Genomic DNA, 24,354 nt, shown 5'->3' on the forward strand with positions numbered 1-24,354 from the left:
AATATAAATTTTCTCTACTTATTATCCGTGATGGCGGCGCGAGTGCAACCGCTGAAAATAACGATAGATGCGGTTCAGAGCATTTGTCGTTTCTGCTGGCTGAGCTTGCGATATTGCTGGGGTGACATACCGACGTAGCGGCTGAAGGTGCTATAGAATCGGCTACTGGAGCGGAAGCCCGCGGTCATCGCCACATCGAGGATGGTTTTGTCGGTGTCGCTGAGCAGAGCGCGCACGTGATTAACGCGCATCACCGTAATGTACTGTTTTAACGTGAGCTGCATGACGCGCTGGAAAATACCCATGGCATAGTTAGCGTTGAGTTTTACGTGATCTGCGACGTCGTTGATGGTCAGCGCCTGATCGTAATTATCGGCAATAAAGCCCAGCATCTGGCTGACATAGAATTGCGCGTGACGAGAGACGCTGTTCTTGTGGGTGCGCGAGGTTTTGTTGAGCAGAATCGGCTGCCATCCCGAAAGGCTAAAGCGCTTAAGCATCAGACCAATTTCATCGATCGCCAACTGCCGGATCTGCTCGTTCGGACTGTTGGCTTCCTGCTGCCAGCGCAGGACTTCGAAGGTGCTGAGCTGCTGAGTCTCGAGTGATTTCACCACCATGCCGTGAGTCACGTGGTTAATGAGTTCGCGATCCAGTGGCCAGGAGAGAAAGAGGTGCATGGGCAGGCTTAAAATCGCCATTTGCCGGCAGTTGCCCGGGCGGGTTAACTGATGCGGCGTACAGGCCCAGAACATCGTGATATGACCCTGTTTGATCTGCACCACTTCGTTGTTAATCAGATATTCCACGTCGCCATCAAACGGCACGTTAACCTCCACCTGGCCGTGCCAGTGGCTGGCGGCCATAGCATGCGGTCGACGCAGCTCAATATCCATACGCTGATATTCAGAATAGAGTGACAGCGGACTGCGAGTCTGCTTCTCATCGCCGTTGCACATATGCGGGTCAGGCGGCAGAAAGGTAATTGGCTCATCGCTCATCGTCACTCCATTTCCTGAATTATCAGAATCATGTCATCAGTACGGATTCAGTCTCCGGCTCTTCCATTGATATTAGCCTGGCTAACAGGCCGGATACTCTGCTTTTCAGTCTATTTATTCCCAAAAACTCAGATTTTGTAGCGATCGACATCAGATCTGAGTTTCCGGGAATGCTCAATGGGGAAGATGGAGGTTTTTGCCGGAGGCGCGTGCCACGATGAAGATGTTACCTACTGTTCTGGAGAGTGATAATGACAGCCCCAAAAATTACCTTTATCGGCGCGGGTTCGACCATCTTCGTCAAAAATATTCTGGGCGATGTTTTTCATCGCGAAGCGCTCAGGTCGGCACACATTGCGCTGATGGATATTGACGAGACGCGCCTGGAAGAGTCACACATCGTGGTGCGCAAACTGATGGATTCCGCCGGGGCATCCGGCTACATCACCTGCCACACCGATCAAAAAACAGCGCTGCAAGGAGCTGATTTCGTGGTGGTTGCGTTCCAGATTGGCGGCTACGAGCCTTGTACCGTCACCGATTTTGAGGTGTGTAAGCGTCATGGGCTGGAGCAAACTATTGCTGATACGCTCGGCCCCGGCGGCATTATGCGCGCCCTGCGTACCATCCCGCATCTGTGGCGGATTTGCGACGATATGACCGAAGTGTGCCCGAATGCGACGATGCTCAACTATGTTAACCCGATGGCGATGAACACCTGGGCAATGTATGCCCGCTACCCGCATATCAAGCAAGTGGGACTCTGCCATTCGGTGCAGGGTACGGCGGAAGAGCTGGCCCGCGATCTGAATATTGATCCGGCCACGCTGCGCTACCGCAGTGCCGGGATAAACCATATGGCGTTTTATCTTGAGCTGGAACGCAAAACCGCAGAGGGGCATCACGTCAACCTCTATCCGGAACTGCTCGCAGCCTATGAAGCGGGCCAGGCCCCGAAACCGAATATTCACGGTAATGAACGCTGCCAGAATATTGTGCGCTATGAGATGTTTAAAAAGCTGGGCTATTTTGTCACCGAATCGTCAGAGCACTTTGCGGAATATACCCCGTGGTTTATCAAGCCGGGGCGTGAAGATCTGATTGAGCGCTATAAAGTGCCGCTGGATGAGTACCCGAAACGCTGCGTCGAACAGCTGGCTAACTGGCATAAAGAGCTGGAAGAGTATAAAACGGCTGAACGCATAGATATTAAGCCTTCGCGCGAGTATGCCAGCACCATTATGAATGCCATCTGGACCGGCGAACCTAGCGTAATTTACGGTAACGTCCGTAACGACGGGCTTATCGACAACCTGCCGCAGGGGAGCTGCGTTGAAGTAGCCTGCCTGGTGGATGCCAACGGTATACAGCCCACCAAAGTTGGCGGGATCCCATCGCATCTGGCCGCCATGATGCAAACCAACATCAACGTTCAGACGCTGCTGACCGAGGCCATTCTGACTGAAAATCGTGACCGCGTTTACCATGCGGCGATGATGGATCCTCACACCGCGGCAGTCCTGGGCATCGAAGAGATTTATGCGCTGGTGGATGACCTGATCGCCGCGCACGGAGACTGGCTGCCAGCCTGGCTGCATCACTAATAAAAAACGACGCCGGGCATAAGTCCCGGCGTTGACCTCTCTAATAACAGAAGGCGGGCGCTGGTAACGGTGACCCGGTACCCTATGAGCATCTCTCTGACAACAAAACTCAGTTACGGATTCGGTGCATTTGGTAAGGATTTCGCCATCGGTATCGTCTACATGTACCTGATGTACTATTACACCGATGTCGTGGGTTTATCGGTAGGCGTGGTAGGAACCCTGTTCCTGGTGGCAAAAATCTGGAACGCGTTTAACGACCCGGTGATGGGCTGGATTGTGAACGCCACGCGATCGCGGTGGGGCAAATTTAAGCCGTGGATCCTGCTCGGCACGCTGACGAACTCGCTGGTACTGTTTTTACTGTTCAGCGCTCACCTTTTTGAAGGGACGACCCAGGTGGTGTTTGTCTGTATCACCTACATCCTCTGGGGTACGACCTACACCCTGATGGATATTCCGTTCTGGTCACTGGTGCCAACCATCACGCTGGATAAGCGTGAACGCGAACAGCTGGTGCCGTTCCCGCGTTTTTTTGCGAGCCTGGCTGGATTCGTGACTGCCGGGATAACGCTGCCGTTCGTGAACTATGTGGGAGGGGCTGACCGCGGGTTTGGTTTTCAGATGTTCACGCTGGTGCTGATCGCGTTCTTTATTGCCTCCACGATTGTCACGCTGCGTAACGTTCATGAGGTTTTCTCGTCAGACAACGAGGCCACGGCGGACAGTACCCGACTGTCGCTGAAAGCCATACTCGCCCTTATCTACAAAAATGATCAGCTTTCTTGCCTGCTGGGGATGGCGCTGGCCTATAACGTCGCCTCCAATATCATTACCGGCTTTGCCATTTACTATTTCACCTATGTCGTCGGCAATGCGGATCTGTTCCCGTACTATCTTTCTTATGCCGGGGCGGCAAATCTGCTCACCCTGGTACTGTTCCCACGTCTGGCGAAAGCGCTGTCCCGCCGTATTCTGTGGGCGGGGGCTTCGATTCTGCCGATGGTCAGCGGGGGCGTGCTGTTGGTGATGGCGCTGGCGGGCTCGGCTAATGTGCTGGTCATCTGCCTTGCGGGCGTATTCCTTAACGTCGGCACCGCGCTGTTCTGGGTGCTGCAGGTGATTATGGTGGCGGATACCGTTGATTACGGTGAATACAAGTTTAACGTTCGCTGCGAAAGTATTGCCTATGCGGTGCAGACGATGGTGGTGAAGGGCGGTTCGGCATTTTCAGCCTTCTTTATCGCGGTCATTTTAGGCGTCATTGGTTATGCGCCGAACGTCGCCCAGTCGGCTGACACAATACTCGGGATGCAGTTCATCATGATTGCGCTGCCGACGTTATTCTTTGCCATCACCCTGGTGCTCTATTTCCGCTTTTATCGTCTGAACGGCGACCGGCTTCGCAAAATCCAGATCCACCTGCTGGATAAATATCGCAAAGTGTCGCCCCCGACGGTGTCACCGGAAACACCGGCCATGCCGATAGCTGTTACACGCGATGTCCGGGCTTAATCCACAGAAAAGCAACCCGCTCAGGCGGGTTGCTGCAGCATTTACCGGCTGGCGACGATTTGTGCGGGAGGCGAGAAAAACAGATCGCCAAATAGCGCGACCGAAAGTTTACGGAAACCGAGACCAACCAGCGTACAAATACCCAGACTAACAAACGGGTAGACCAGCAGAATCGCCAGTAGCAGCGTGTCAGCAAGCTCACCGCTGTTGATTTTAGCCAGCATCACCAGGCTTATCGCTTCGATCAAAATGCGGTGCGTGGTGTAAATGGCAATCGTGTTCGAGCCCACCACGTTCAGGAAGCCGTCTTCACGTGCTTCGCGCCAGCCGTTCAGCAAATAGAAACCGCGCAGGATAGCCACGATAGACACCAGAGAAATCACCAGCGGCACGTTGACAAAGTAAAGCGCCAGCGATCCCAGGGCGATGCCTGCGCAGACAAACGGGTGTTGCGAAAAGCGGAAGTCCTTCATCCAGGCCATCAGCAAAGGGCCAAACCACGCGCCGAGGCCGTAATACACCATATTCCGCACCACGCTGTTCAGCCCCCACCACGGCAGCGGCACAAAGGCGATAACCACGTTGATGCCCATCAGCGCCAGCAGCACCGGGATGCGGTAGCGGCGCAGGGCTTTAAACATCACGAAGTAAACCAGCAGGGCGTAGAGATACCACAGGCTGGTGCTGGCCTTCGCCATGCTGAGAGCAAACTGCCCCAGCGAGTCGGCGTAAGCGGCGTTAGACGCCGGATTGCGCTCAAGATCGGGTGCCAGCCACTGGTTAAGGTGCGTCAGCGCGATCCACTGAATCAGGCCCCACAGCAGCAGTACGTAAAAAATGTTCCACAGCCGCTTGTCCACGCTGTCGCGCCATTTCACTTCATGGATGTAGCGGGTGATCAGGTAGCCGGAAATAAAGAAGAACACCGGCATTCGGAAGGGGGCGAGGTAGAGATTAAGGTAAACCCAGAGTTTGGCGACATACAGATTCAGGCCGGGCCCGAGAGATGTGAGGTGAGGGTAGAAGGTAATCACCGAATGGTAGATAACCACCAGGCAAATGCATAATCCTTTGATTTGGTTGATCCAGAGTTGCTTTTTCTTCATGCGATATCCGCGTCGTGACGGGCTCCAGTTGTCATGGGCCTGCTATCCTGGTGTCAAACCGATGCGATCTCGACCTCAATTGTCTGTTTTTGGCGCTGATTTGGTAAATTTAGGAAAAGGTGCAGGCACTTGAGATGTAACGGGAATAATTTAGTCGACGGAATTCATTTGGCCGGGGAGGTGTCGTATACTTCCCGGATCTTTGCTTAGGCAACCCGCAACAAGACGGATTTCATGTATCAACCTGTCGCGTTATTTATAGGCCTGCGCTACATGCGTGGGCGAGCAGCGGACCGCTTCGGTCGCTTTGTCTCCTGGCTGTCGACGATTGGTATCACCCTCGGGGTGATGGCGCTGGTCACGGTTCTTTCGGTGATGAATGGCTTCGAGCGTGAGCTGCAAAACAACATCCTCGGCCTGATGCCGCAGGCGTTGATCACATCCCCTTCCGGCTCTATTAATCCCCAGCAGCTTCCCGCCGATTCCCTGAAACTTCAGGGCGTAACGCGTATTGCGCCGCTGACGACCGGCGACGTGGTGCTGCAAAGCGCCCGCAGCGTGGGCGTTGGCGTCATGCTGGGTGTGCAGCCGGACGAGAAAGATCCGCTTTCCCCGTACCTGGTTAACGTCAAGCAAGCCGATTTGGTGGCCGGGCAATATAACGTCATCCTCGGTGAGCAGCTCGCCGGCTCGTTGGGCGTTAAGCGCGGGGAAACCATTCGCATTATGGTGCCGTCCGCCAGCCAGTTTACGCCGATGGGGCGTTTACCGAGCCAGCGTCTGTTCACCGTGATCGGTACCTTCGCCGCCAGCAGCGAAGTGGACGGCTACCAGATGCTGGTCAACCAGCAGGACGCCTCGCGCCTGATGCGCTACCCGGCGGGGAATATCACCGGCTGGCGTCTGTGGCTGGCTGAGCCGCTCAAGGTCGATGTGCTGAGCCAACAAACGCTGCCGCAGGGCACCGAATGGAAAGACTGGCGCGAGCGCAAAGGCGAGCTGTTCCAGGCCGTGCGCATGGAGAAAAACATGATGGGGCTGCTGCTGAGCCTGATCGTGGCCGTCGCCGCTTTTAACATCATTACTTCCCTTGGCCTGCTGGTGATGGAAAAGCAGGGCGAAGTGGCGATTCTGCAAACCCAGGGGCTAACCCGCCGCCAGATTATGACGGTGTTTATGGTTCAGGGCGCGGGTGCGGGCGTGATTGGCGCGCTGCTCGGGGCTTTACTCGGGGCGCTGCTTGCCAGCCAGTTGAATAATTTAATGCCGATCATCGGCATCCTGCTTGATGGCGCGGCCCTGCCGGTAGCCATTGAACCTGTACAGGTTGTGGTGATTGCCATTGTGGCGATGGCCATTGCTTTGCTGTCCACGCTTTACCCTTCGTGGCGCGCCGCCGCGACCCAACCCGCTGAGGCTTTACGTTATGAGTAATTCTGTCCTGTTGCAGTGTGACAACCTGTGCAAACGCTATCAGGAAGGCAAAGTGCAAACGGATGTGCTGCACGATGTCAGCTTCAGCATCAACGCGGGTGAACTAATGGCGATTGTCGGCAGCTCCGGCTCCGGCAAAAGTACCTTGCTGCACCTGCTGGGCGGGCTGGACACGCCGACTTCCGGCGACGTGGTGTTCAACGGCCAGGCGATGAGCAAACTCTCCTCGGCGGCGAAGGCGGAGCTGCGTAACCGCGAGCTGGGCTTTATCTACCAGTTCCACCACCTGCTGCCGGACTTTACTGCGCTGGAAAACGTGGCGATGCCGCTGCTTATCGGCAAGAAAAAGCCGGAAGAAGTGCAGAAGCGAGCGCTGGAGATGCTGGCTGCCGTGGGGCTGGATCACCGCAGCAGTCACCGCCCGTCGGAGCTGTCCGGCGGCGAACGTCAGCGCGTGGCCATTGCCCGTGCGCTGGTGAACAACCCTCGCCTGGTGCTGGCGGATGAGCCGACTGGTAACCTGGACGCGCGCAACGCCGACAGTATTTTCGAGCTGCTGGGCGAGCTGAACGTGCGCCAGGGCACCGCATTCCTGGTGGTAACCCACGATCTGCAGCTGGCAAAACGCATGTCCCGCCAGCTGGAAATGCGTGATGGCCGCTTAACCAGCGATCTGACGTTAATGGGAGCGCAGTAATGGCTTCCCCGCTTTCTCTATTGATTGGCCTGCGTTTCAGCCGTGGGCGACGCCGCAGCGGCATGGTGTCGCTGATCTCGGTGATCTCCACGCTAGGCATCGCGCTGGGCGTGGCGGTACTGATCGTCGGCCTGAGCGCGATGAACGGCTTCGAGCGCGAGCTGAAAAACCGCATTCTTGCCGTGGTGCCTCACGGTGACATTGAGCCGGTGAACCAGCCCTTTACCAACTGGCAGCGGGCGCTGCCCGAGGTGGAAGGCGTCAAAGGCATCGTGGCCGCCGCGCCGTATATTCGTTTTACCGGGCTGGTGGAAAGTGGGGCAAACCTGCGCGCCGTTGAGGTGAAGGGCGTTGATCCGGTGCAGGAAACGCAGCTGAGCGCTCTGCCACAGTACGTCCAGAACAATGCCTGGGCGAACTTCAAGGCCGGGCAGCAGCAAATCATCATGGGCAAAGGCGTGGCGGACGCGCTGAAGGTGAAACAGGGCGACTGGGTGTCGATCATGATCCCCAACAACGACGGCGGCACCAGGCTGATGCAGCCCAAGCGTGTCCGACTGCAAATCGCCGGTATTCTGTCCCTGAGTGGCCAGCTGGATCACAGCCTGGCGATGGTGCCGCTGCAGGATGCGCAGGGCTACCTGGACATGGGCGATAGCGTCACCGGGATAGCCATCAAGGTGAATGACGTGTTTAACGCCCGGCAGCTGGTGCGTGACGCGGGGCTGGCAACTAATTCCTACGTGCGTATCAGCAGCTGGATTGATACCTACGGCTATATGTACCGCGACATCCAGATGATCCGCGCCATCATGTACCTGGCGATGGTGCTGGTGATAGGCGTGGCCTGCTTTAACATCGTTTCCACGCTGGTGATAGCGGTGAAAGACAAGAGCAGCGACATCGCGGTGCTGCGGACGCTTGGCGCCAAAGACGGCTTGATCCGCGCTATTTTCGTCTGGTACGGGCTGCTGGCCGGGCTGCTGGGCAGCGTCAGCGGCGTGGTGGTTGGCGTGCTGGCTTCGTGGCAGCTGACCAACATTATCGGCGTGATTGAAAAACTCATCGGGCACCATTTCCTGTCCGGTGATATTTATTTCATTGATTTCTTACCTTCTGAGCTGCACTGGCTGGACGTGGTTTACGTTCTGGTGACGGCGCTGGTCCTTAGCCTTCTGGCTAGCTGGTACCCGGCCCGGCGCGCAAGCAATATCGATCCGGCAAGGGTGCTAAGCGGACAATAAATTCAATTAACTATAATTTGCCCTACATTATTCGAGCTGTGACCCGGCAGAATCCAGGCGCAGCTTGAAGCACAGCGGGCATTGGGAGCAGCGATGTATTACGGATTTGATATCGGCGGCACTAAGATTGCACTCGGCGTTTACGACCAGCAGCGGCGTTTACTTTGGGAAGCCCGGGTTGCTACTCCTCATGACAGTTACGAAAATTTCCTCGACGCGGTGGTCGGGCTGGTGGCGCAGGCCGACGAGAAGTTTAACTGCCGCGGCTCGGTAGGCATTGGCATTCCGGGCATGCCGGAAACCGACGACGGCACGCTGTATGCTGCTAACGTTCCAGCTGCCAGCGGCAAACCGCTTCGCGCAGACCTGAGCGCCATGCTTGAGCGCGACGTGCGCATCGACAACGACGCCAACTGCTTCGCGCTTTCTGAAGCCTGGGACGACGAATTCCTCAACTACCCGGTGGTGATGGGCCTGATCCTCGGCACTGGCGTCGGCGGCGGCATCATCATCAACGGCAAATCTATCACCGGCCGCAGCTACATCACTGGTGAATTCGGCCATACCCGCCTGCCGGTGGACGCGCTGGAAATCCTCGGGCGTGATATTCCCTTCACCCGCTGCGGCTGCGGTAAAAACGGTTGCATCGAAAACTACCTCTCCGGGCGCGGATTTGCCTGGCTGTGGCAGCACTTCTATCAGGAACCGCTGGACGCGAAAGAGATCATCTCCCGCTACCGCCAGGGCGACGAACAGGCCATCGAGCACGTGGATCGTTTCCTGGAGCTGCTGGCCGCCTGTCTCGGCAATTTATTGACCTCAATTGACCCGCATCTGGTGGTGATTGGCGGAGGATTGTCTAACTTTAGCGATATCTACGCTCAACTGCCGGAACGCCTGCCGAAGTACCTGCTGCCGGTTGCCGCAGTGCCGCGTATTGAACAGGCTCGCCACGGCGACGCAGGCGGTATGCGTGGCGCGGCATTCCTCCACTACACGGAGTAAGTCATGCTTTCTCGTCGTCAGCACCGGCTGAGCCGGTTTCGGAAGAACAAACGCCTGCTGCGCCAACGTTTGCGTCAGCGCATCTTTTTCAGAGACAGGACAGGGCCGGAAGCGATGGACAGACCAAGAGTTGTTGTACTGACCGGGGCGGGGATTTCCGCTGAATCAGGCATTCGTACCTTCCGGGCTGCCGACGGGCTGTGGGAAGAGCACCGCGTCGAAGACGTGGCGACGCCGGAAGGCTTCGCTCGCGACCCGGCGCTGGTGCAGCGTTTTTATAACGACCGCCGCCGCCAGCTTCAGCAGCCGGAAATCCAGCCCAATGCCGCGCACCTGGCGCTGGCGAAGCTGGAAGAGGCGCTGGGCGACCATTTTGTGCTGGTCACCCAGAATATCGACAACCTCCACGAGCGGGCGGGCAGTAAAAACGTCATCCATATGCACGGCGAGCTGCTCAAGGTTCGCTGCGCCAGCAGCGGCCAGGTGCTGGACTGGCAGGATGACATCACCCCGGAAGACCGCTGCCACTGCTGCCAGATTTCCTCGGCGCTGCGCCCGCACGTCGTCTGGTTCGGCGAAATGCCGCTGGGCATGGACGAAATTTATCAGGCGATTGCTACTGCAGATTACTTTATTGCCATTGGGACTTCCGGGCACGTTTACCCGGCGGCGGGCTTTGTGCATGAGGCCCGTTTGCAGGGGGCACACACCGTGGAGCTGAATCTGGAGCCAAGCCAGGTCGGCAGCGAGTTTGAGGAGAAGCATTACGGCCTGGCGAGCCAGGTGGTGCCGGAGTTTGTGGATAAGTTTTTGAAGGGATTGTAGTTCTTCTGAGCCCCTCACCCTAACCCTCTCCCCAAAGGGGAGAGGGAACTGGATCGAGCATAAATCAATTGTTTTCCCCACATTTCCAAAGGGGAGAGGGAACTGGATCGAGCATAAATCAATTGTTTCCCCCTCTCCCTTCCAGGGAGAGGGCCGGGGTGAGGGTAAACCTACCGCCCCGCCTTCAACCGCTGATAATAAGACTCATACAGCGCGCTCGCGTCACCCACATCATTCTGCCACTCACCGGCCTTAATCACCTCTGCATCCGGGTACAGCGACTTATCTTCCGCCACGTTCTTCGGCAGCAGCTTGCGGGCTTCGAGGTTTGGCGTCGGGTAACCGATGGTTTCCGCCACCTGCTTAGCCACGTCCGGGCGCAGCAGGAAGTTGATCAGCTTCAGCGCACCGTCGACGTTCTTCGCGTTGGCTGGAATCGACAGGTTATCCATCCAGAAAATCCCGCCTTCCTTCGGCCAGACGATCTCCAGTGGCGTCCCGGCCTGGCGAGCGACATAGGCCGAGCCGTTCCACACCATACCGAGGTTCACTTCGCCTTCCATATACGGGTTGGCCGGGTTGTCGGAGTTAAACGCCGCCACGTTGGGCATCAGCTTTTGCAGCTCATGGTACGCGGCCTCAATCTCTTTCGGATCGGTGGTGTTGCCGGACAGGCCAAGTTTGCGCAGCGCCATCTGGAACACTTCGCGCGCGTCGTCGGTCAGCAGCAGGCTTTGCTTATACTCCGGTTTCCACAGGTCGGCCCAGCTGGTAACGCTTTTCGGATCGATAGCGTCGCTGTTCACGCCAATTGCCGTGGCGCCCCAGATATACGGGATGGAATAGTCGTTGTTCGGGTCGAACGGCTTGTTCAGCATATCCGGGTCGAGATTTTTAAAGTTGCTGAGCTGGCTCTTGTCGATCTTCTGGATCATCCCTTCTTTGCGCATCTTCGCCACAAAGTAGGTGGACGGCACCACTAAATCGTACGCACCGTCTTTGTAGGTCTTGAGCTTGGCGTACATGGTTTCGTTCGACTCGTAGGTCGAATAAATCACCTTGATGCCGGTCTCTTTGGTGAACTGCTCCAACAGGCCTGGCGGCACGTACTCGGTCCAGTTGTAGAAATAAAGCGTCTTGCTGTCGTCGGCATGCGCGGCGCCGAAGCTGAGCGCCAGAGCGCCCGCAGCAAGCAGGTGGCGTGGCCATTTTTTCATTTTAACGTCCCCTGAGGTTGAGTTTTATCGCGAAGAATCAGCTGGCTGGCGATCACCAGCAGCAGTGAAAGTAACAGCAGAATGGTGGCCAGGGCGTTCACTTCCGGCGAAACACCGACCTTGACCATCGAGTAAATTTTTAGCGGCAGGATCTCGTAGCTCGGCCCCGTAACGAACGAAGACACCACCACATCGTCCATCGACAGGGTAAAGCTCAGCAGCCAGCCTGCGGCCACGGCGGGCATCGCCAGCGGCAGAATAATCTTGCGCAGAATGGTCAGCTCGCTGGCACCCAGGTCACGCGCCGCTTCCAGCATCTTCACGTCGAACCCTTTCAGGCGTGAGTAAACGGTGACCACCACAAACGGCAGGCAGAAGGTGATGTGGGAAAACAGCAGCGACCAGAAGCCGAGCGACACGCCCAGCAGCATAAACAGCACCAGCAGCGAGATAGCCATCACGATGTCCGGGGACATCATCACCACAAATAGCATCCCGCTGACGAACGGTTTGCCGCGAAAGCGATAGCGGTACAGCGCCACGGCGGTAAGCGAGCCGATAAGCGTGGCGGCGCTGGCGGAAAACACCGCCATCGTCAGCGAATGCTTTGCGGCCTGCAGCAGGCTGTCGTTATTCATCAGCAGGCTGTACCAGTTGGTGGTAAAACCCTGCCAGTTAATGCCGAAGCGCGAGCTGTTGAACGAGTTCACGATCAGGATGACGATCGGAATATACAAAAAAGCGTAAATGGCGGACATAAAGCCGCCGCGAAGCAGGCGTCCGATCATTCCAGTTCCACCTTCTTATTCAGCAGGCGCGCCGCGCGCCAGTACACCAGCAGCATCAGGCCCATCACCAGCGTCAGCGTGATGCTCGTCGCCGCGCCGAACGGCCAGTCGCGAATGTTGAGGAACTGGCTCTTAATCACGTTGCCGATCAGCAGATTCTTCGCGCCGCCCATCAAATCCGACACGTAGAACAGCCCCATCGCCGGCAGCATCACCAGCAGGCAACCGGCGACAATCCCCGGCATGGTCAGCGGCAGAATAATGCGCACGAAGGTTTGCAGCTTGCTGGCGCCGAGATCCCGCGCCGCCTCAAGCAGCGGCTTGTCCAGCTTCTCAATGCTGGAATAAAGCGGCATCACCATAAACGGCAGCAGGATATACACCAGGCCGATAATCACCGCGCTCGGGGTGAACATGATGCGGATCGGCGTGTCGATAAGCCCCAGCCACAGCAGGAACTCGTTGAGATAGCCTTTGGTGCTGAGGAAAATCTTCAGCCCGTAAATGCGGATCAGCGAGTTGGTCCAGAACGGCACAATCAGCAGGAACAGCAAGAGCGGACGCACCTTCTCCGGCAGCCGCGCCAGAAACCAGGCGAAAGGGTAGCCGAGCACCAGGCAGGCCAGCGTGGCTATCGCCGCCATGTTCAGCGAGTGCAGCAGCACCTGGGCGTATAGCGGGTCGGCCAGCCGGGTGTAGTTATCCAGCGTGAAGACCAGGCTCACGAAGTTGTCGTTATCGCGAGTCAGGAAGCTGGTGACGATGATCATCAGGTTGGGCAGGAAGACAAACAGCAGCAGCCAGCCCACCACGGTGGCAATCACCACATTCTGGAATTTACGCGAGCTCTTCATCTGCCAGCACAACCTCCCAGCTTTCTACCCAGGTCACCGCCATTTTTTGATCCAGCGAGTGATCAAAGTCCGGGTCATCTTCGTTAAAGAACTCGCTGACCATCACCATCTTGCCGTTTTCCAGCTCGACGGTGGACTCCAGCGTCATGCCCTTGTAGTTGCGCTCGCGTACGTAGCCAATCAGCCCGTCCACTTCCCGGGCGTCGTTGATCTCTTCCACGCGCAAATCTTCCGGACGCAGCAGCACCTTCAGGTTTTGCCCGATGGTCACAGGCTGGTTCACGAAGATGTGGCATTCGCGGCCTTCCACGTTCGCCCGCACGCGCTGCTCGTCGATGCGCTCGAGCACCGTCGCGTCAAAGATATTGATCTCGCCGATGAAGCTCGCCACAAACAGGTTCTTTGGCTCTTCGTAAATTTCTCGCGGCGTGCCGTCCTGCTCAATCTTGCCGTCGCGCATCACCACGATACGGTCGGACATGGTGAGGGCTTCTTCCTGGTCGTGCGTGACGAACACAAACGTAATGCCGAGCTTGCGCTGCAGGGCTTTCAGCTCGTTCTGCATCTGCTTGCGCAGCTTGTAGTCCAGCGCCGACAGCGATTCGTCGAGCAGCAGCAGCCGGGGCTTATTCACCACCGCACGGGCGATGGCGACGCGCTGCTGCTGGCCGCCGGAAAGCTGGTTCGGCTTACGCTGGGCAAACTCTTCCAGCTGCACCATTTTCAGCGCTTCGGTCACGCGTGGGGTGATTTCCGCCACCGGTGTTTTCTGCATCCGCAGGCCAAAGGCGACGTTTTCAAACACCGTCATGTGCGGAAACAGGGCGTAGCTTTGGAAAACGGTATTCACGTGGCGGTGCTCGGCAGGCACATGGGTGATGTCCTGATTATCGAGCGTGATTTGCCCGGCATCGACGGTTTCTAACCCGGCGATAAGGCGCAGTACGGTGGTTTTGCCGCAGCCGGAAGGGCCGAGCAGCGTCAGGAATTCACCATGATTAATGGTGAGGGAGAAGTCAGAAATTACGGATTTACCATCAAAGCGCTTGGCGACTCCTGCCAGGTTGACCAGCATAGAGTGCGAACGAGGCTGTTTTTTCAATTTTTTACGCTGTCCCATAAATGACGTATCCGGAGCGAAGGATACGGGGTTTGTGATTAACCACCTTGGGTTTTGGCACGTTGAGTAAGGGCTGGCATTCTACGGCAAAGCGGCGGGATCGCCAATCCCGATGGCCAGAAACCGTGGCCGTTATCGTCTACGGTTAAAGGGATATTTTACTGAGGCCGGGTCAGGTTCTGCGAAAACTATTTTTTTCCGTAACCGACTAAAAGTGACCTGACGCAATATTTGCCCGATGCGGCTTATTGATAATTGATGTCACTAAAAACGAGGGTGGCTAAATGGATAAATTACTTGAGCGCTTTTTGCAGTATGTCTCTCTGGATACACAATCCAAACCCGGCGTTAAGCAGGTGCCGAGCACCGAAGGGCAATGGAAGCTCCTGCGCCTGTTAAAAGAGCAGCTGGAGCAGTTGGGGCTGGTGGACGTCACGCTCAGCGACCACGGCACGGTGATGGGCACGCTGCCGTCGAACGTCGGGCACGCTGTCCCGGCCATTGGTTTTATCTCCCACGTTGACACCGCGCCGGATTTCACCGGCAAAAACGTGAACCCGCAGATCGTCGAGAACTACCGCGGCGGCGACATCGCGCTCGGCATTGGCGATGAGATCCTTTCCCCGGTGATGTTCCCGGTGCTGCACCAGTTAATGGGCCAGACGCTGATCACCACCGACGGCAAAACCCTGCTGGGCGCGGACGACAAGGCGGGCGTGGCGGAAATCATGACCGCGCTGGCGGTATTAAAAGGCAAAAACGTGCCGCACGGCGACATCCGCGTGGCCTTTACCCCGGACGAGGAAGTTGGGAAGGGCGCGCATTTCTTCGACGTCGACGCTTTTAACGCCGAATGGGCCTACACCGTGGACGGCGGCGGCGTGGGCGAGCTGGAAAGCGAGAACTTCAACGCCGCGTCCGTGACCATCAAAATCGTCGGCAACAACGTGCACCCCGGCACCGCCAAAGGGGTGATGGTTAACGCCCTGTCGCTGGCGGCGCGCATCCACGCCGAAGTCCCGGCGGACGAAAGCCCGGAATGCACCGAAGGCTACGAAGGCTTCTACCACCTGAACACCATGAAAGGCTCCGTCGACCGCGCCGAGATGCACTACATCATCCGCGACTTCGACCGCGAGCAGTTCGAAGCCCGCAAGCGCCGGATGATGGAGATCGCCAAAAAAGTCGGCAAAGGCCTGCACCCGGACTGCTATATCGAGCTGGTCATAGAAGACAGCTATTACAACATGCGCGAGAAGGTGGCCGGGCATCCTTATATTGTCGAAGTGGCGCAGCAGGCGATGCGCGACTGCGACATCGAGCCGATCATGAAGCCGATCCGCGGCGGCACCGACGGCGCCCAGCTTTCCTTCAAAGGCCTGCCGTGCCCGAACCTGTTCACCGGCGGCTATAACTACCACGGCAAGCACGAGTTCGTGACCCTGGAAGGGATGGAGAAGGCGGTGGCGGTGATTGTGCGGATCGCTGAGCTGACGGCGAGGAAGGGGTGATGGGCGCTTAGCTTTGAGTGAGTGAAAGGGAAGGGGCTGGACGCCCCTTTTTAATTAAGGGACTAAAAATCTTCTACTGATTCTAATATCTCTAATTTCTGGCTGTGTTGGCGATCGGCTGGACTTTAGAAATGCGGGGAGTGTTTATCAAAAGAACAGCGATGTAATTTGTATTAAGTCGAAATACATTCTGAATTCTTCAGCATATAACTATCAGCATTTTTATTATTTATAGTTACCGAATTTCTCCGCGCGGATAATCGCTTGATGCACACCGCCGATTAGTGAGGTTTTTGCTCAAATGTATTCCGGCTGACATGCCCAAGTAAATCAACTCCTGAAGCGTTTTCAGGGCCCAGCGCACCTCGACTTACTAGGGCTGCTGTAGCTACAGCGCTAGGGCGTGGGCACTATAGCCGGTGATGTTCGTGCTCCACGTCATAACGCAAACGAATAATTACCGCATCGTTCAGCCGATTCATCTGATATGAATTGCAGTGAGCCAACAATACATCATTTAAGAATCAACTCCGACTTGAAAATATCTCCGATTTGAAACGTTGCGGTTTTCTCGTCATCGCGAATAATGTTAGCTCCCATCATATTAACCCAATGGTTAAGGGATGGGTCGATCAGCCTCTCAATGGTTGGCTGCTCTCTGAGCAAATCGACAGCCTCTGTGTTGATACCTTGTCTTACGGTAACTTTTGTAATCTTATTGTCATGAATATAGATCGGCCTCGGTAACTGGAAAGAGACCTCTCGACCTCGATAGTTACCACCGAACAGATGACGTTTTAAAGTGCCTTCCAGCAACTCTTCTCGTGCGCGTCGGTCTCGATCTGCAAGAAACTCTACACGTTTCTTATCCGTTTTATTTCTCGAGGGAGGCATTGCTTGTGGCATGCCGAACGGCGCGGCTACCGCCTCTGCCGCAGTTTCAAAGCCTGTTGATCGAAGCAGTTTGGCCATTACGCCACGAGTTGCTGCGTCCCTTGCAAACTCCAATTCATTTTCTGTAATTACTACAGGATCTTCGGGTTCCGGATCAATGATCTTCAGGTTACTCGGATTGCCATCTTCGATACCAATACTGAGACCTGATACTAATCTTTGGCCTGTGTATCCGGGTGGGAACATTATTGAAAGTTTCTGAGATATGCCTGAATTGATTTGGCGATCCCTGAAAACCTCACCAGATTGAGTCCCCTTACATTCCATAATGTGCCAGTTACCATCGTGGCCACGCACAACAAAATCAGGTGTTTTGTTTGGTCCTCGCTTTGCAGTGCGATGTTGGTATGCGCCATGGCTAGCGCCGTAGCGCTGTAAAAAATAGCGGCCATCGACAATTTCAACCAATGATAAATTATTCATCAGCCAGACCATTGGCACTCCCATTCCGAAGTCATCACTCAGAATGGTTTTCTGATGCGCATCGAGGTCTGCATAGCTTCTTGTTAAGCGAAGGTCCGCATCTTGGGGAGTGATCGCTGCCAAATATCTCACCCACGCCCAGAATTCTGCAAGCGAAACACCAGTGACAGAAGTCGGTGTTGTAAGGTAACCAATCATCAATAACATAGAGTTGATGTTTAGATTGAAACTATTAGTACCTGCACTGAAAGCAGCAGGAAAACTTGGAATCTTGCCGACACCTGGCCAACTGGACTTATCAACATAAACGTTTATTGTACGGTACATTACGGATGAACCTCACTGAAAAAGTTGGGTGCTAATCTTAGCTGTGGTTGACCAATACTTTCATTGCCCCTGTGAAGAGATACCAGTTCACTTTGCAATCTCATCGAGTGGATGCCAACCAGAGGTTGCCGATCGCTTCGGGTTGCACCTTCATTGAGGCTGACTTGTGTCCTAGATAGTGTAAGTTCTTAAACCATTTGCAATCCAAATAGGCCAGAGGATACCGCTTCCAAGTGACTCATAGTGGTAGATCGTATTATCCCTTTTAGTCCTTCATGAATAAAATAGATGTTGGGCCGGAAACCTACCTACAAACATAGATAGTTATGTTTAATTCTGTGTTATTAAATGTTTATAGTTGGCTTTTATCCTTATTTTTAAATTGAATCTGAATTTTTTCTATGTATTATGAGGCTTGATGTATTTCTTGTGTATTGCAATTGCTTAACTACTAAATTAATTTTTATCCTCTTAATGAGCCGCTTTAATATCTGACTTTTGATTTTAACAATCCATTCCTATAATTTAAACTTTAATGTGTTTTGGCATCATGCTCATTTTCCACTTATTGCCACCCTTGATGCATACCCCGTATACAGCCCTGGGTTAAGTATGAATATCACGGACATTATGCAACTGTTATTATCTAAAACTAGATTTTTTTTGGGATAGATACAATGGAAAAATATTGATTCCTAACTATGCCGATGATCATTCATTAGTTTATCTCTTAAAGTGGATTGTGGACAATATATAGGAAAGGCTTGGTTAATTCCATTGGATTTCAACTACTAATATTGGTAGGCTCTGTTCTTAATACATACTTATGTTAATTTATTCTATCTCGGGGGAACTTGCATCTGAGTTGGTATCATCAAAGATATATGTTTATTGTTTTTTATCGGAACACTCATCGCCACGATAACCTTGATTTATATAATAGTATGAGTGGTTGTTGTGATAAATTATTTTTTAAAATCAAATGAGTGGTGGTGATAACATTATCATATTACTCTCCATCAATCCCAATCCGCACAACATAATGTGGAAACAACGGTTTCATCATCACATCTTCATTAAAAATAAATAGTTTAGGAGATAGTGCCATCACATCGTAGATATTGCTAATCACCAAATTTAGCCTGGTTTTAAATACGGGGATATCTGCGTCATCGGTGATGACAAAAACAGACATGTCCTTCAATGCCACATCGTTCAGCAGCGTATCCGTGATTTCATAATCAATAAAATCCATTTTGGACCACTTGATGTCTCCGTTTTGCCATGGATATTGATGAAAAATACCCATCGCCAGATTCAGCTGTTCGCCTTCAACAATCGTAAAATTGGCTTTAAGTGCAGCCCTACATTCTTCGAACAATGTCATACTCTTTCCATGGCAGATTATGTAGCTTAATGTTAATGCTCATTTTAGCGATTTTCTGGTATAAATATAACCATTGAACCGCACTTATGATTGAAAGTTTACCTTAAGATCAGGAAAGTATATTTCATGATGCATGAACTTTGGACAAATGAAGAAGGGCTTGATTTGTTTTGCCTTGCCGGTCAGCAAGGTGATTCAGCTCGCGGATTGCTCGAATCTGGATCCAGATTGGTTTGGTCCTGCGAGGCTGGCTCCCACTTTGAAGCCATGACGCAGTACTATCATTATCGTGGTTGGGGAGAATATACAACGGATTTCCCGGAGCAGGATAAACAAACATACAGGGAATTGGGGTGGGAATAATATTTGTTGGACAATATTTAGATAAAGTTTTCTGTATCACAAATAGAGAGAGTTAAATAGCATCCTAAAAGAGTAACTAAAGTGAAAATTATTTCCTAATGCAACCCAAGTTTCCAATTATCACATTTCCGCGATCCCCCTCGAGTTTTTTAGGTTTCCAATAATTTTAAACCAAACCACTGTTGACTTATCCAGTACAAAAAACAGAGGATGGTACCCATAAAGCAATCAAAGGTAACCGAAGAAAAGAATTCGCCCCCGAAAGGTGCGCCAACACCAGACGAGGGCTAACCACAACGTAACTAACCAGGAGTCACATCATGGCTAACGCCGATAGTAACACATTCACGCACACGGAAATGACGAAGGATCAAACGATTATTGCTATGGACATCGCAGCGTTATTAAAAATGCCGCTGGGCGCAAAGGACGATTTATTTCATGTGCTGCATATTTGCAGCTGCTGGATGGATGAATTAGTCGAAAGACATAGCCACGCTGAATATATCGCGCTGGTGGGGCGTTTGCAGGCGGGGTTTAACGTGCTGAGGGTGGTCTTAACGCATCCGCTGCCGCCGCACCTCATTGAGCGGTTAACGGTGGAAGAGGGGCAAGAGGCGGCGCCCTGCACCGTGTCGGAGGCCGATTCAGATGTACTCTGCGAATATTGCTGCGCCGTGACTCAGGTGCTGTTAGGTCAGCAACTGGGGCAGGCCCAACAGGTACAGATGACGGATCTTCTCAGTCAGCTGTTTAGCCTGCTGGAAGAGAATTTAACCGCGCCGCGCTTCGTGCGCACGAAGAAAGGGCTGGCGTGGATGAGCGGCGAACTGGTGCAGGGCCTGCACTAAATAAACGGCGTCCCGCCTTCGCTGTGACAAATCACGGCGAAGGCGGGTAGAGCACCGGAGAGTCAGGCAAGTAACCTGGAAATCTGCCTCAACCTAAGACGAAAACTCATCGTCATCGTCCAAAGCTTTCGCCCGCTGCTTCATAAAAACAACTTCCTGCGGGCTGGAAAGATTCACCTCATTTTTGCGCAACAGCTTGAGAATATTAAACAGCAGTTCGCTTTTGCTGGAGCCAACCATACGCGGGCTGGCGACGTAGCCGGTCACGCTCAGGATAATGCCCTCCGGCCCCAGTTGGCTGAAGCGCACATACGGCGCAGGCGTCGGGAGGATCACTTCATAGTCCTGGTAGGCGCTGAGCAGTAAATCGCGCACCAGCTCCGGGTCAATATTGGTCGGGAAGGTCAGAGCGATGGTGACCACCCCCTGCGCGTTGCCCATCGTGGCGTTGCGCACGTTCTGGGAAATCAGCTGCGAGTTGGGGACGATCATCGTCGAGCGGTCGCTGAGCTGGATCTCCGTGGCGCGCACGTTGATCCGCCGCACGTCGCCCTCAATGCCGCCGATGCCGATCATATCGCCGACCTTGACCGGGCGTTCGGTCAGCAGGATCAGGCCGGAGATAAAGTTCTTCACAATCTCCTGCAGGCCAAAGCCGATCCCCACCGACAGGGCGCTGACAATCCAGGCCAGGTTGTTCCACTGAATGCCCAGCGCGGCCAGGGTGATGAGGATCAGCAGCACGTAGCCGACGTTGGTAAACAGCGTAATCAGCGACGCGCGAATGCCGATATCGGTAATGGTTTTGGGCAGCAGCTCCTGGCTGAGCCAGCGCTGGGTCACGCGCAGAATGTACAGGCCAATCACCAGGCAAAGCACGGCGTTCAGCAAGTTGCCGGGCACGATGTGCAGCTGTTTCAGCCCGTCACCGCTTAAAATCGTCACCAGCTTGCTGATAAGCAAGCTCGGCGTGGTGGTGCCGAAGGTGCCGTTAAACAGCGCGATGATGGTCATGAGTATCAGCGCGCATTTGGTGAAGGCGGTAAACACCACCGCCAGTTGTTCAAGGTGGCGGTCTTTAAACCGCAGCGACTTTTTCATCGCCTGGCCGGTGGCGGTGTGCGGTGAAAACACGGCGGCAAAAAAGTCGGTGGCGAAGGTCACCAGATAAAAAAACGCCACCAGCACCATGCCGAACCAGATGACCTGGTAAGTCAGGTAGCGGGCGAAGGCGATGTAGCCGATCAGCAGCGAAGCCAGAATCGCCAGCGAGGCGAGCATGACCAGCAGGCAGACTAAGGCATCGAGTCGGGAGCGCTTCTCGGCGGGCTCGCCGTTTCTTTCCAGCCGCCGGTGGGCGTGCTGCACGCGCAGCATCATGATAAGCAGCACGCTGGCCATAACGGCCGCAATCAGCCCGTTGGCGCGGATCGTGGTGCCCAGGCTGGCGCCAATCGTATTATTAATCAGGTCGAGGCAGCCAATGAGCAGGCCCAGAATCGCCAGCAGCGGCGGGAAGTAACGCACGCTTTCGGCCACGCTGTCGTCGAGCTGCACCAGCCGCCATGAAGGGCGGTTCAGGGACAGGAACGCGCGGCCAGCGCCATAAATCAATGAGCAGAACACGGCCAGCTGCACAAAGCCGTCGACAAAATCGCTCACCTGGGGAGAGAACTCCGCTACTCGTGAAAAGGCACTTTTTACAAGGGAAAGTGCCAGCACAATGGTAAACATGGTCACTAACGTGCTTGCCAGCGTGTTGAAGCTGCGGCGCAGGCGTCCATCCGGCAACCAGGTGATGTTGATCCAGACCAGCAGCCGCTCAACCAGATAGCAGCCGGAAAACGCAATCGCGGCCGCGGCCACGAACAGCCAGAAGGTGCCCCAGAACCACTCGGGTTCCCAGGCCGCCCGCCAGGTTTCCAGCAGCCGATCGCCAAAGGCATTGAAGCGCTGGATATCCACGGCCTGAGTATCGGCTTCCTGGAGCCAGAAGGTGGCGCTCAACATGCTCCCGCTGTTCGACGCCAGCTGAGATTTAAAATACGTGCGGCGGAGATCGTTAATCTGGATGCCCAGCGCGCGGATGTTGGTTTGCAGGCTTTGCGAGGTGCTGATGGCCTCATCAATCTGCTTTTTGTCGCTGTTCAGCGCGTTGCGCTGTCGGGACACGCTGGCGGTTTCATTGCCTGCGCCAGATTCCGGGGCAGGCCCCAGCACCTGCAGCTGAGCCTGCACTTTGTCGTGCATCGGCTGCAATAGCGCGGCCAGGCTATCCACCTCCACGCCCAGCTTTTGCGTGGTGTCGAACAGCTTGATCAGCCGGCTGTCGGTGTTGGTCTGTGAAACCTGTTGCTTAATGTTGTCTATCTGCGTTTTGTATTGCTTCAGCTGCCCGGCAATCTCTTTCAGGCTGGGATCCTGGTCTTCGGCCGGGGCCGCCAGGCTGCTTTGGGCCGTCAGCAACAGGCCGACAAATAACAGGCTGGTGAGGAGGAAAGTATGCAGAGTTTTGCTCATGGGATGGCGCTCAATGTCCCTATTAATATCTCCCAAGTATGGGCAGACGGCGATCGGATTGCCATTTTTTATCATCGGCGGGCCAGAGGGGTTCCTTATCCTGCCAGTCTGAATGTTCTCCTTGCCCTGAGCTGGTGATACTCCCGTGCCACTTACCTTTTCAACTGCCGCATTGCCGGGGTCCTAAATTTTTTAATAAAGTACATTAGAAAAGAATTAGCCCCCGAATGGTGTGGCTTACACCAGACGGGGGCTGACCATAATGCAACCCTTCCAGGACGGAGATTTTGAACAGGCGCTCGTCCTTGAAAAGTCAGCTGTGGCTGCTCACGACATTATGCCCGGCCATCTTTGGACGGGAGACAATCAGGCTAGTAGGCATGCTCTTTTTTAAACCGATAATCTTTCGCCGGGGAAGAACCATTGAAAATGCCGTCGAAGTAGGAATCGGTCTCGTCGATAGCTTTCCCTTCATATTTATCCAGAAAATCATCGACCCGTTTCTTGAAGGTGGGGTTGTTAAAGTACTCTTCAATTTTGAAGGTACCGCCTACGGTATTGACCCCGAATTTGAGGTTCACTTCATTGTAGGATCCGCATGAAGTGGCTATTTTCTTTTGCGCCTGGCTAAAATAGGTGCCATAGACCAGGAAACTGGGCTTATAGAAAATATTGCCGCTGTTGTCTTTGAATAAATCGTGAGTGGAATAAGCATACAGATAATTGTAGTCGGCGGTAGTCTTATTCATTTCTGCGCTAAGCCCGTCGCCAAAACCTTTCAGGAAGGCAGCAAAAGCAGTGACATTTCCCGCGATAACGCTACAGGCAAATTCAATCACCGTTTTTGCAATTTCAATCCCTTTTACCGAAGTGTCCAGACTTTTATCGCCTGAAACCGGATCGGTGAAGAAGGCATTGATCAGCTGCTGGGTGACTTCTTTCCACTCTTTATAATTATATTTATCGGCACTGTTAGGGGCTTTTTTATTTACCGCTGCGCTGGCAACACCGACGAAGCGTTCCATTAATACTCGGCCAGCCTCCACCTGTTTTTTTAAATTAGCGGGGGCGTCATTGAATTGGTACGTTTGATATTGCACGGCGCCATCCTGAGACAGGCCGGGGACGAGCGGGGGCTTATCACTCAGGAGCTCAGCCCCTTTCAAACCGTGAATTTGACTAAAATATGCTTCTGCCGCGTCGATCGCTTTTTCATTGAACATAACAACGTTCTCCACAATGGATGTTTATGCTGTGTGTCAAATAAAAACGGAATATTCCATATAATATATTTATTTGACCAGATGGGTAAATAATCTAAATATATGCAATATGTTACTTGCCATGTTTAACGTTATGCTAAACACTCGATGATTATAGCAATCGGGTAAACCTGCATGGCTTTTATATGTGTCAGATACAGATGCAGTTTGTTTTTTATTTAATTGATATCAAATGCCATGCTGATGAAATATATAATGTGTTGGTTTTTTATTTTTTAAAATAATAGGGTTGATGCTGTTAATTTAATTTAAGGCAATATGTGACAAATGAAAAAGTAGTCCATTACTCACTGGAGTTAATAATGTTTTCCTCCTGTTAGGGCTA

At 53.8% G+C, this 24,354-nt stretch carries 20 protein-coding genes; 10 read left to right on the forward strand and 10 right to left on the reverse strand.

The features are described 5' to 3' along the window. Positions 1-74: 74 nt before the first annotated feature. On the reverse strand, positions 75-1,001 hold the full coding sequence (melR, locus tag LH86_RS13000; protein ID WP_039301974.1) for a transcriptional regulator MelR: 927 nt from the start codon (positions 999-1,001) through the stop codon (positions 75-77). Between the two features lie 248 nt (positions 1,002-1,249). Here melR and melA point away from each other — a divergent pair, with 248 nt between their 5' ends. Together melA and melB are read left to right on the forward strand one after the other, a co-directional pair. Continuing rightward, a complete protein-coding gene (melA, locus tag LH86_RS13005) occupies positions 1,250-2,605 on the forward strand; it encodes an alpha-galactosidase (RefSeq protein ID WP_156107069.1) in 1,356 nt (451 codons plus the stop codon). 84 nt (positions 2,606-2,689) lie between these two features. Beyond that, complete coding sequence (melB, locus tag LH86_RS13010; protein WP_039301982.1) at positions 2,690-4,120, forward strand: melibiose:sodium transporter MelB; 1,431 nt, start codon at positions 2,690-2,692, stop codon at positions 4,118-4,120. Between the two features lie 41 nt (positions 4,121-4,161). Here melB and LH86_RS13015 read toward each other — a convergent pair whose 3' ends face one another. Further along, positions 4,162-5,226 carry an acyltransferase family protein gene (locus tag LH86_RS13015; RefSeq protein WP_039301984.1) on the reverse strand — a complete coding sequence of 355 codons (1,065 nt, stop codon included), beginning with the start codon at positions 5,224-5,226 and terminating at the stop codon, positions 4,162-4,164. A 234-nt stretch (positions 5,227-5,460) separates the two neighbouring features. Between LH86_RS13015 and lolC the strand changes: the two genes are divergently transcribed. From lolC to cobB, 5 genes are all read left to right on the forward strand, one after another. Continuing rightward, positions 5,461-6,660: a lipoprotein-releasing ABC transporter permease subunit LolC gene (gene lolC / locus LH86_RS13020; protein ID WP_039292001.1), complete on the forward strand. Its 1,200-nt coding sequence runs from the start codon at positions 5,461-5,463 to the stop codon at positions 6,658-6,660. Continuing rightward, positions 6,653-7,357: a lipoprotein-releasing ABC transporter ATP-binding protein LolD gene (gene lolD, locus LH86_RS13025; protein ID WP_039292004.1), complete on the forward strand. Its 705-nt coding sequence runs from the start codon at positions 6,653-6,655 to the stop codon at positions 7,355-7,357. The genes lolC and lolD overlap by 8 nt, the downstream gene beginning before the upstream one ends. After that, positions 7,357-8,601 carry a lipoprotein-releasing ABC transporter permease subunit LolE gene (lolE, locus tag LH86_RS13030; RefSeq protein ID WP_039301986.1) on the forward strand — a complete coding sequence of 415 codons (1,245 nt, stop codon included), beginning with the start codon at positions 7,357-7,359 and terminating at the stop codon, positions 8,599-8,601. The genes lolD and lolE overlap by 1 nt, the downstream gene beginning before the upstream one ends. Before the next feature lie 93 nt (positions 8,602-8,694). Then, positions 8,695-9,606: an N-acetylglucosamine kinase gene (gene nagK, locus LH86_RS13035; RefSeq protein WP_039292009.1), complete on the forward strand. Its 912-nt coding sequence runs from the start codon at positions 8,695-8,697 to the stop codon at positions 9,604-9,606. A 3-nt stretch (positions 9,607-9,609) separates the two neighbouring features. Then, entirely contained in the window at positions 9,610-10,431 is an 822-nt protein-coding gene (gene cobB, locus LH86_RS13040; protein ID WP_039301989.1) for a Sir2 family NAD+-dependent deacetylase, read from the forward strand. A gap of 170 nt (positions 10,432-10,601) precedes the next feature. On the opposite strand, the gene potD is transcribed toward cobB, so the two are convergent. From potD to potA, 4 genes are read right to left on the reverse strand one after another with little or no spacing between them, the layout of a single operon-like run. Continuing rightward, positions 10,602-11,648, reverse strand: a complete 1,047-nt coding sequence (gene potD / locus LH86_RS13045; protein WP_039301991.1) for a spermidine/putrescine ABC transporter substrate-binding protein PotD — start codon at positions 11,646-11,648, stop codon at positions 10,602-10,604. Continuing rightward, complete coding sequence (potC, locus tag LH86_RS13050; RefSeq protein ID WP_008453392.1) at positions 11,645-12,436, reverse strand: spermidine/putrescine ABC transporter permease PotC; 792 nt, start codon at positions 12,434-12,436, stop codon at positions 11,645-11,647. The genes potD and potC overlap by 4 nt, the downstream gene beginning before the upstream one ends. Further along, complete coding sequence (potB, locus tag LH86_RS13055) at positions 12,433-13,290, reverse strand: spermidine/putrescine ABC transporter permease PotB (RefSeq protein WP_039301993.1); 858 nt, start codon at positions 13,288-13,290, stop codon at positions 12,433-12,435. Before potB ends, potC begins: the two co-directional genes overlap by 4 nt. After that, the gene (gene potA, locus LH86_RS13060) at positions 13,274-14,410 is read right to left on the reverse strand and encodes a spermidine/putrescine ABC transporter ATP-binding protein PotA (RefSeq protein WP_039301996.1); all 1,137 of its coding nucleotides are present in this window, start codon (positions 14,408-14,410) and stop codon (positions 13,274-13,276) included. Before potA ends, potB begins: the two co-directional genes overlap by 17 nt. A gap of 284 nt (positions 14,411-14,694) precedes the next feature. Here potA and pepT point away from each other — a divergent pair, with 284 nt between their 5' ends. Next, positions 14,695-15,921 (forward strand): peptidase T, encoded by a 1,227-nt coding sequence (pepT, locus tag LH86_RS13065; RefSeq protein ID WP_039301999.1) that lies wholly within the window; start codon positions 14,695-14,697, stop codon positions 15,919-15,921. A 513-nt stretch (positions 15,922-16,434) separates the two neighbouring features. On the opposite strand, the gene LH86_RS13070 is transcribed toward pepT, so the two are convergent. After that, the gene (locus tag LH86_RS13070; RefSeq protein ID WP_197061681.1) at positions 16,435-17,625 is read right to left on the reverse strand and encodes a hypothetical protein; all 1,191 of its coding nucleotides are present in this window, start codon (positions 17,623-17,625) and stop codon (positions 16,435-16,437) included. A 1,009-nt stretch (positions 17,626-18,634) separates the two neighbouring features. Then, positions 18,635-19,012: a hypothetical protein gene (locus tag LH86_RS13075; protein WP_039302003.1), complete on the reverse strand. Its 378-nt coding sequence runs from the start codon at positions 19,010-19,012 to the stop codon at positions 18,635-18,637. A 126-nt stretch (positions 19,013-19,138) separates the two neighbouring features. Here LH86_RS13075 and LH86_RS13080 point away from each other — a divergent pair, with 126 nt between their 5' ends. Then, positions 19,139-19,375: a hypothetical protein gene (locus LH86_RS13080; RefSeq protein ID WP_039302005.1), complete on the forward strand. Its 237-nt coding sequence runs from the start codon at positions 19,139-19,141 to the stop codon at positions 19,373-19,375. A 320-nt stretch (positions 19,376-19,695) separates the two neighbouring features. Next, positions 19,696-20,226, forward strand: a complete 531-nt coding sequence (locus LH86_RS13085) for a hypothetical protein (protein WP_039302009.1) — start codon at positions 19,696-19,698, stop codon at positions 20,224-20,226. 93 nt (positions 20,227-20,319) lie between these two features. Here the strand turns inward: LH86_RS13085 and LH86_RS13090 are convergent, their stop codons facing one another. Both LH86_RS13090 and LH86_RS13095 read right to left on the reverse strand, forming a co-directional pair. Continuing rightward, complete coding sequence (locus LH86_RS13090; RefSeq protein WP_039306163.1) at positions 20,320-22,746, reverse strand: DUF3772 domain-containing protein; 2,427 nt, start codon at positions 22,744-22,746, stop codon at positions 20,320-20,322. Between the two features lie 371 nt (positions 22,747-23,117). Beyond that, the gene (locus tag LH86_RS13095) at positions 23,118-23,969 is read right to left on the reverse strand and encodes a hypothetical protein (protein WP_039302011.1); all 852 of its coding nucleotides are present in this window, start codon (positions 23,967-23,969) and stop codon (positions 23,118-23,120) included. Positions 23,970-24,354 lie beyond the last annotated feature (385 nt).

It is taken from the genome of Cedecea neteri, assembly GCF_000758325.1.
GTDB classification, from domain to species: Bacteria; Pseudomonadota; Gammaproteobacteria; order Enterobacterales; family Enterobacteriaceae; genus Cedecea; species Cedecea neteri_B.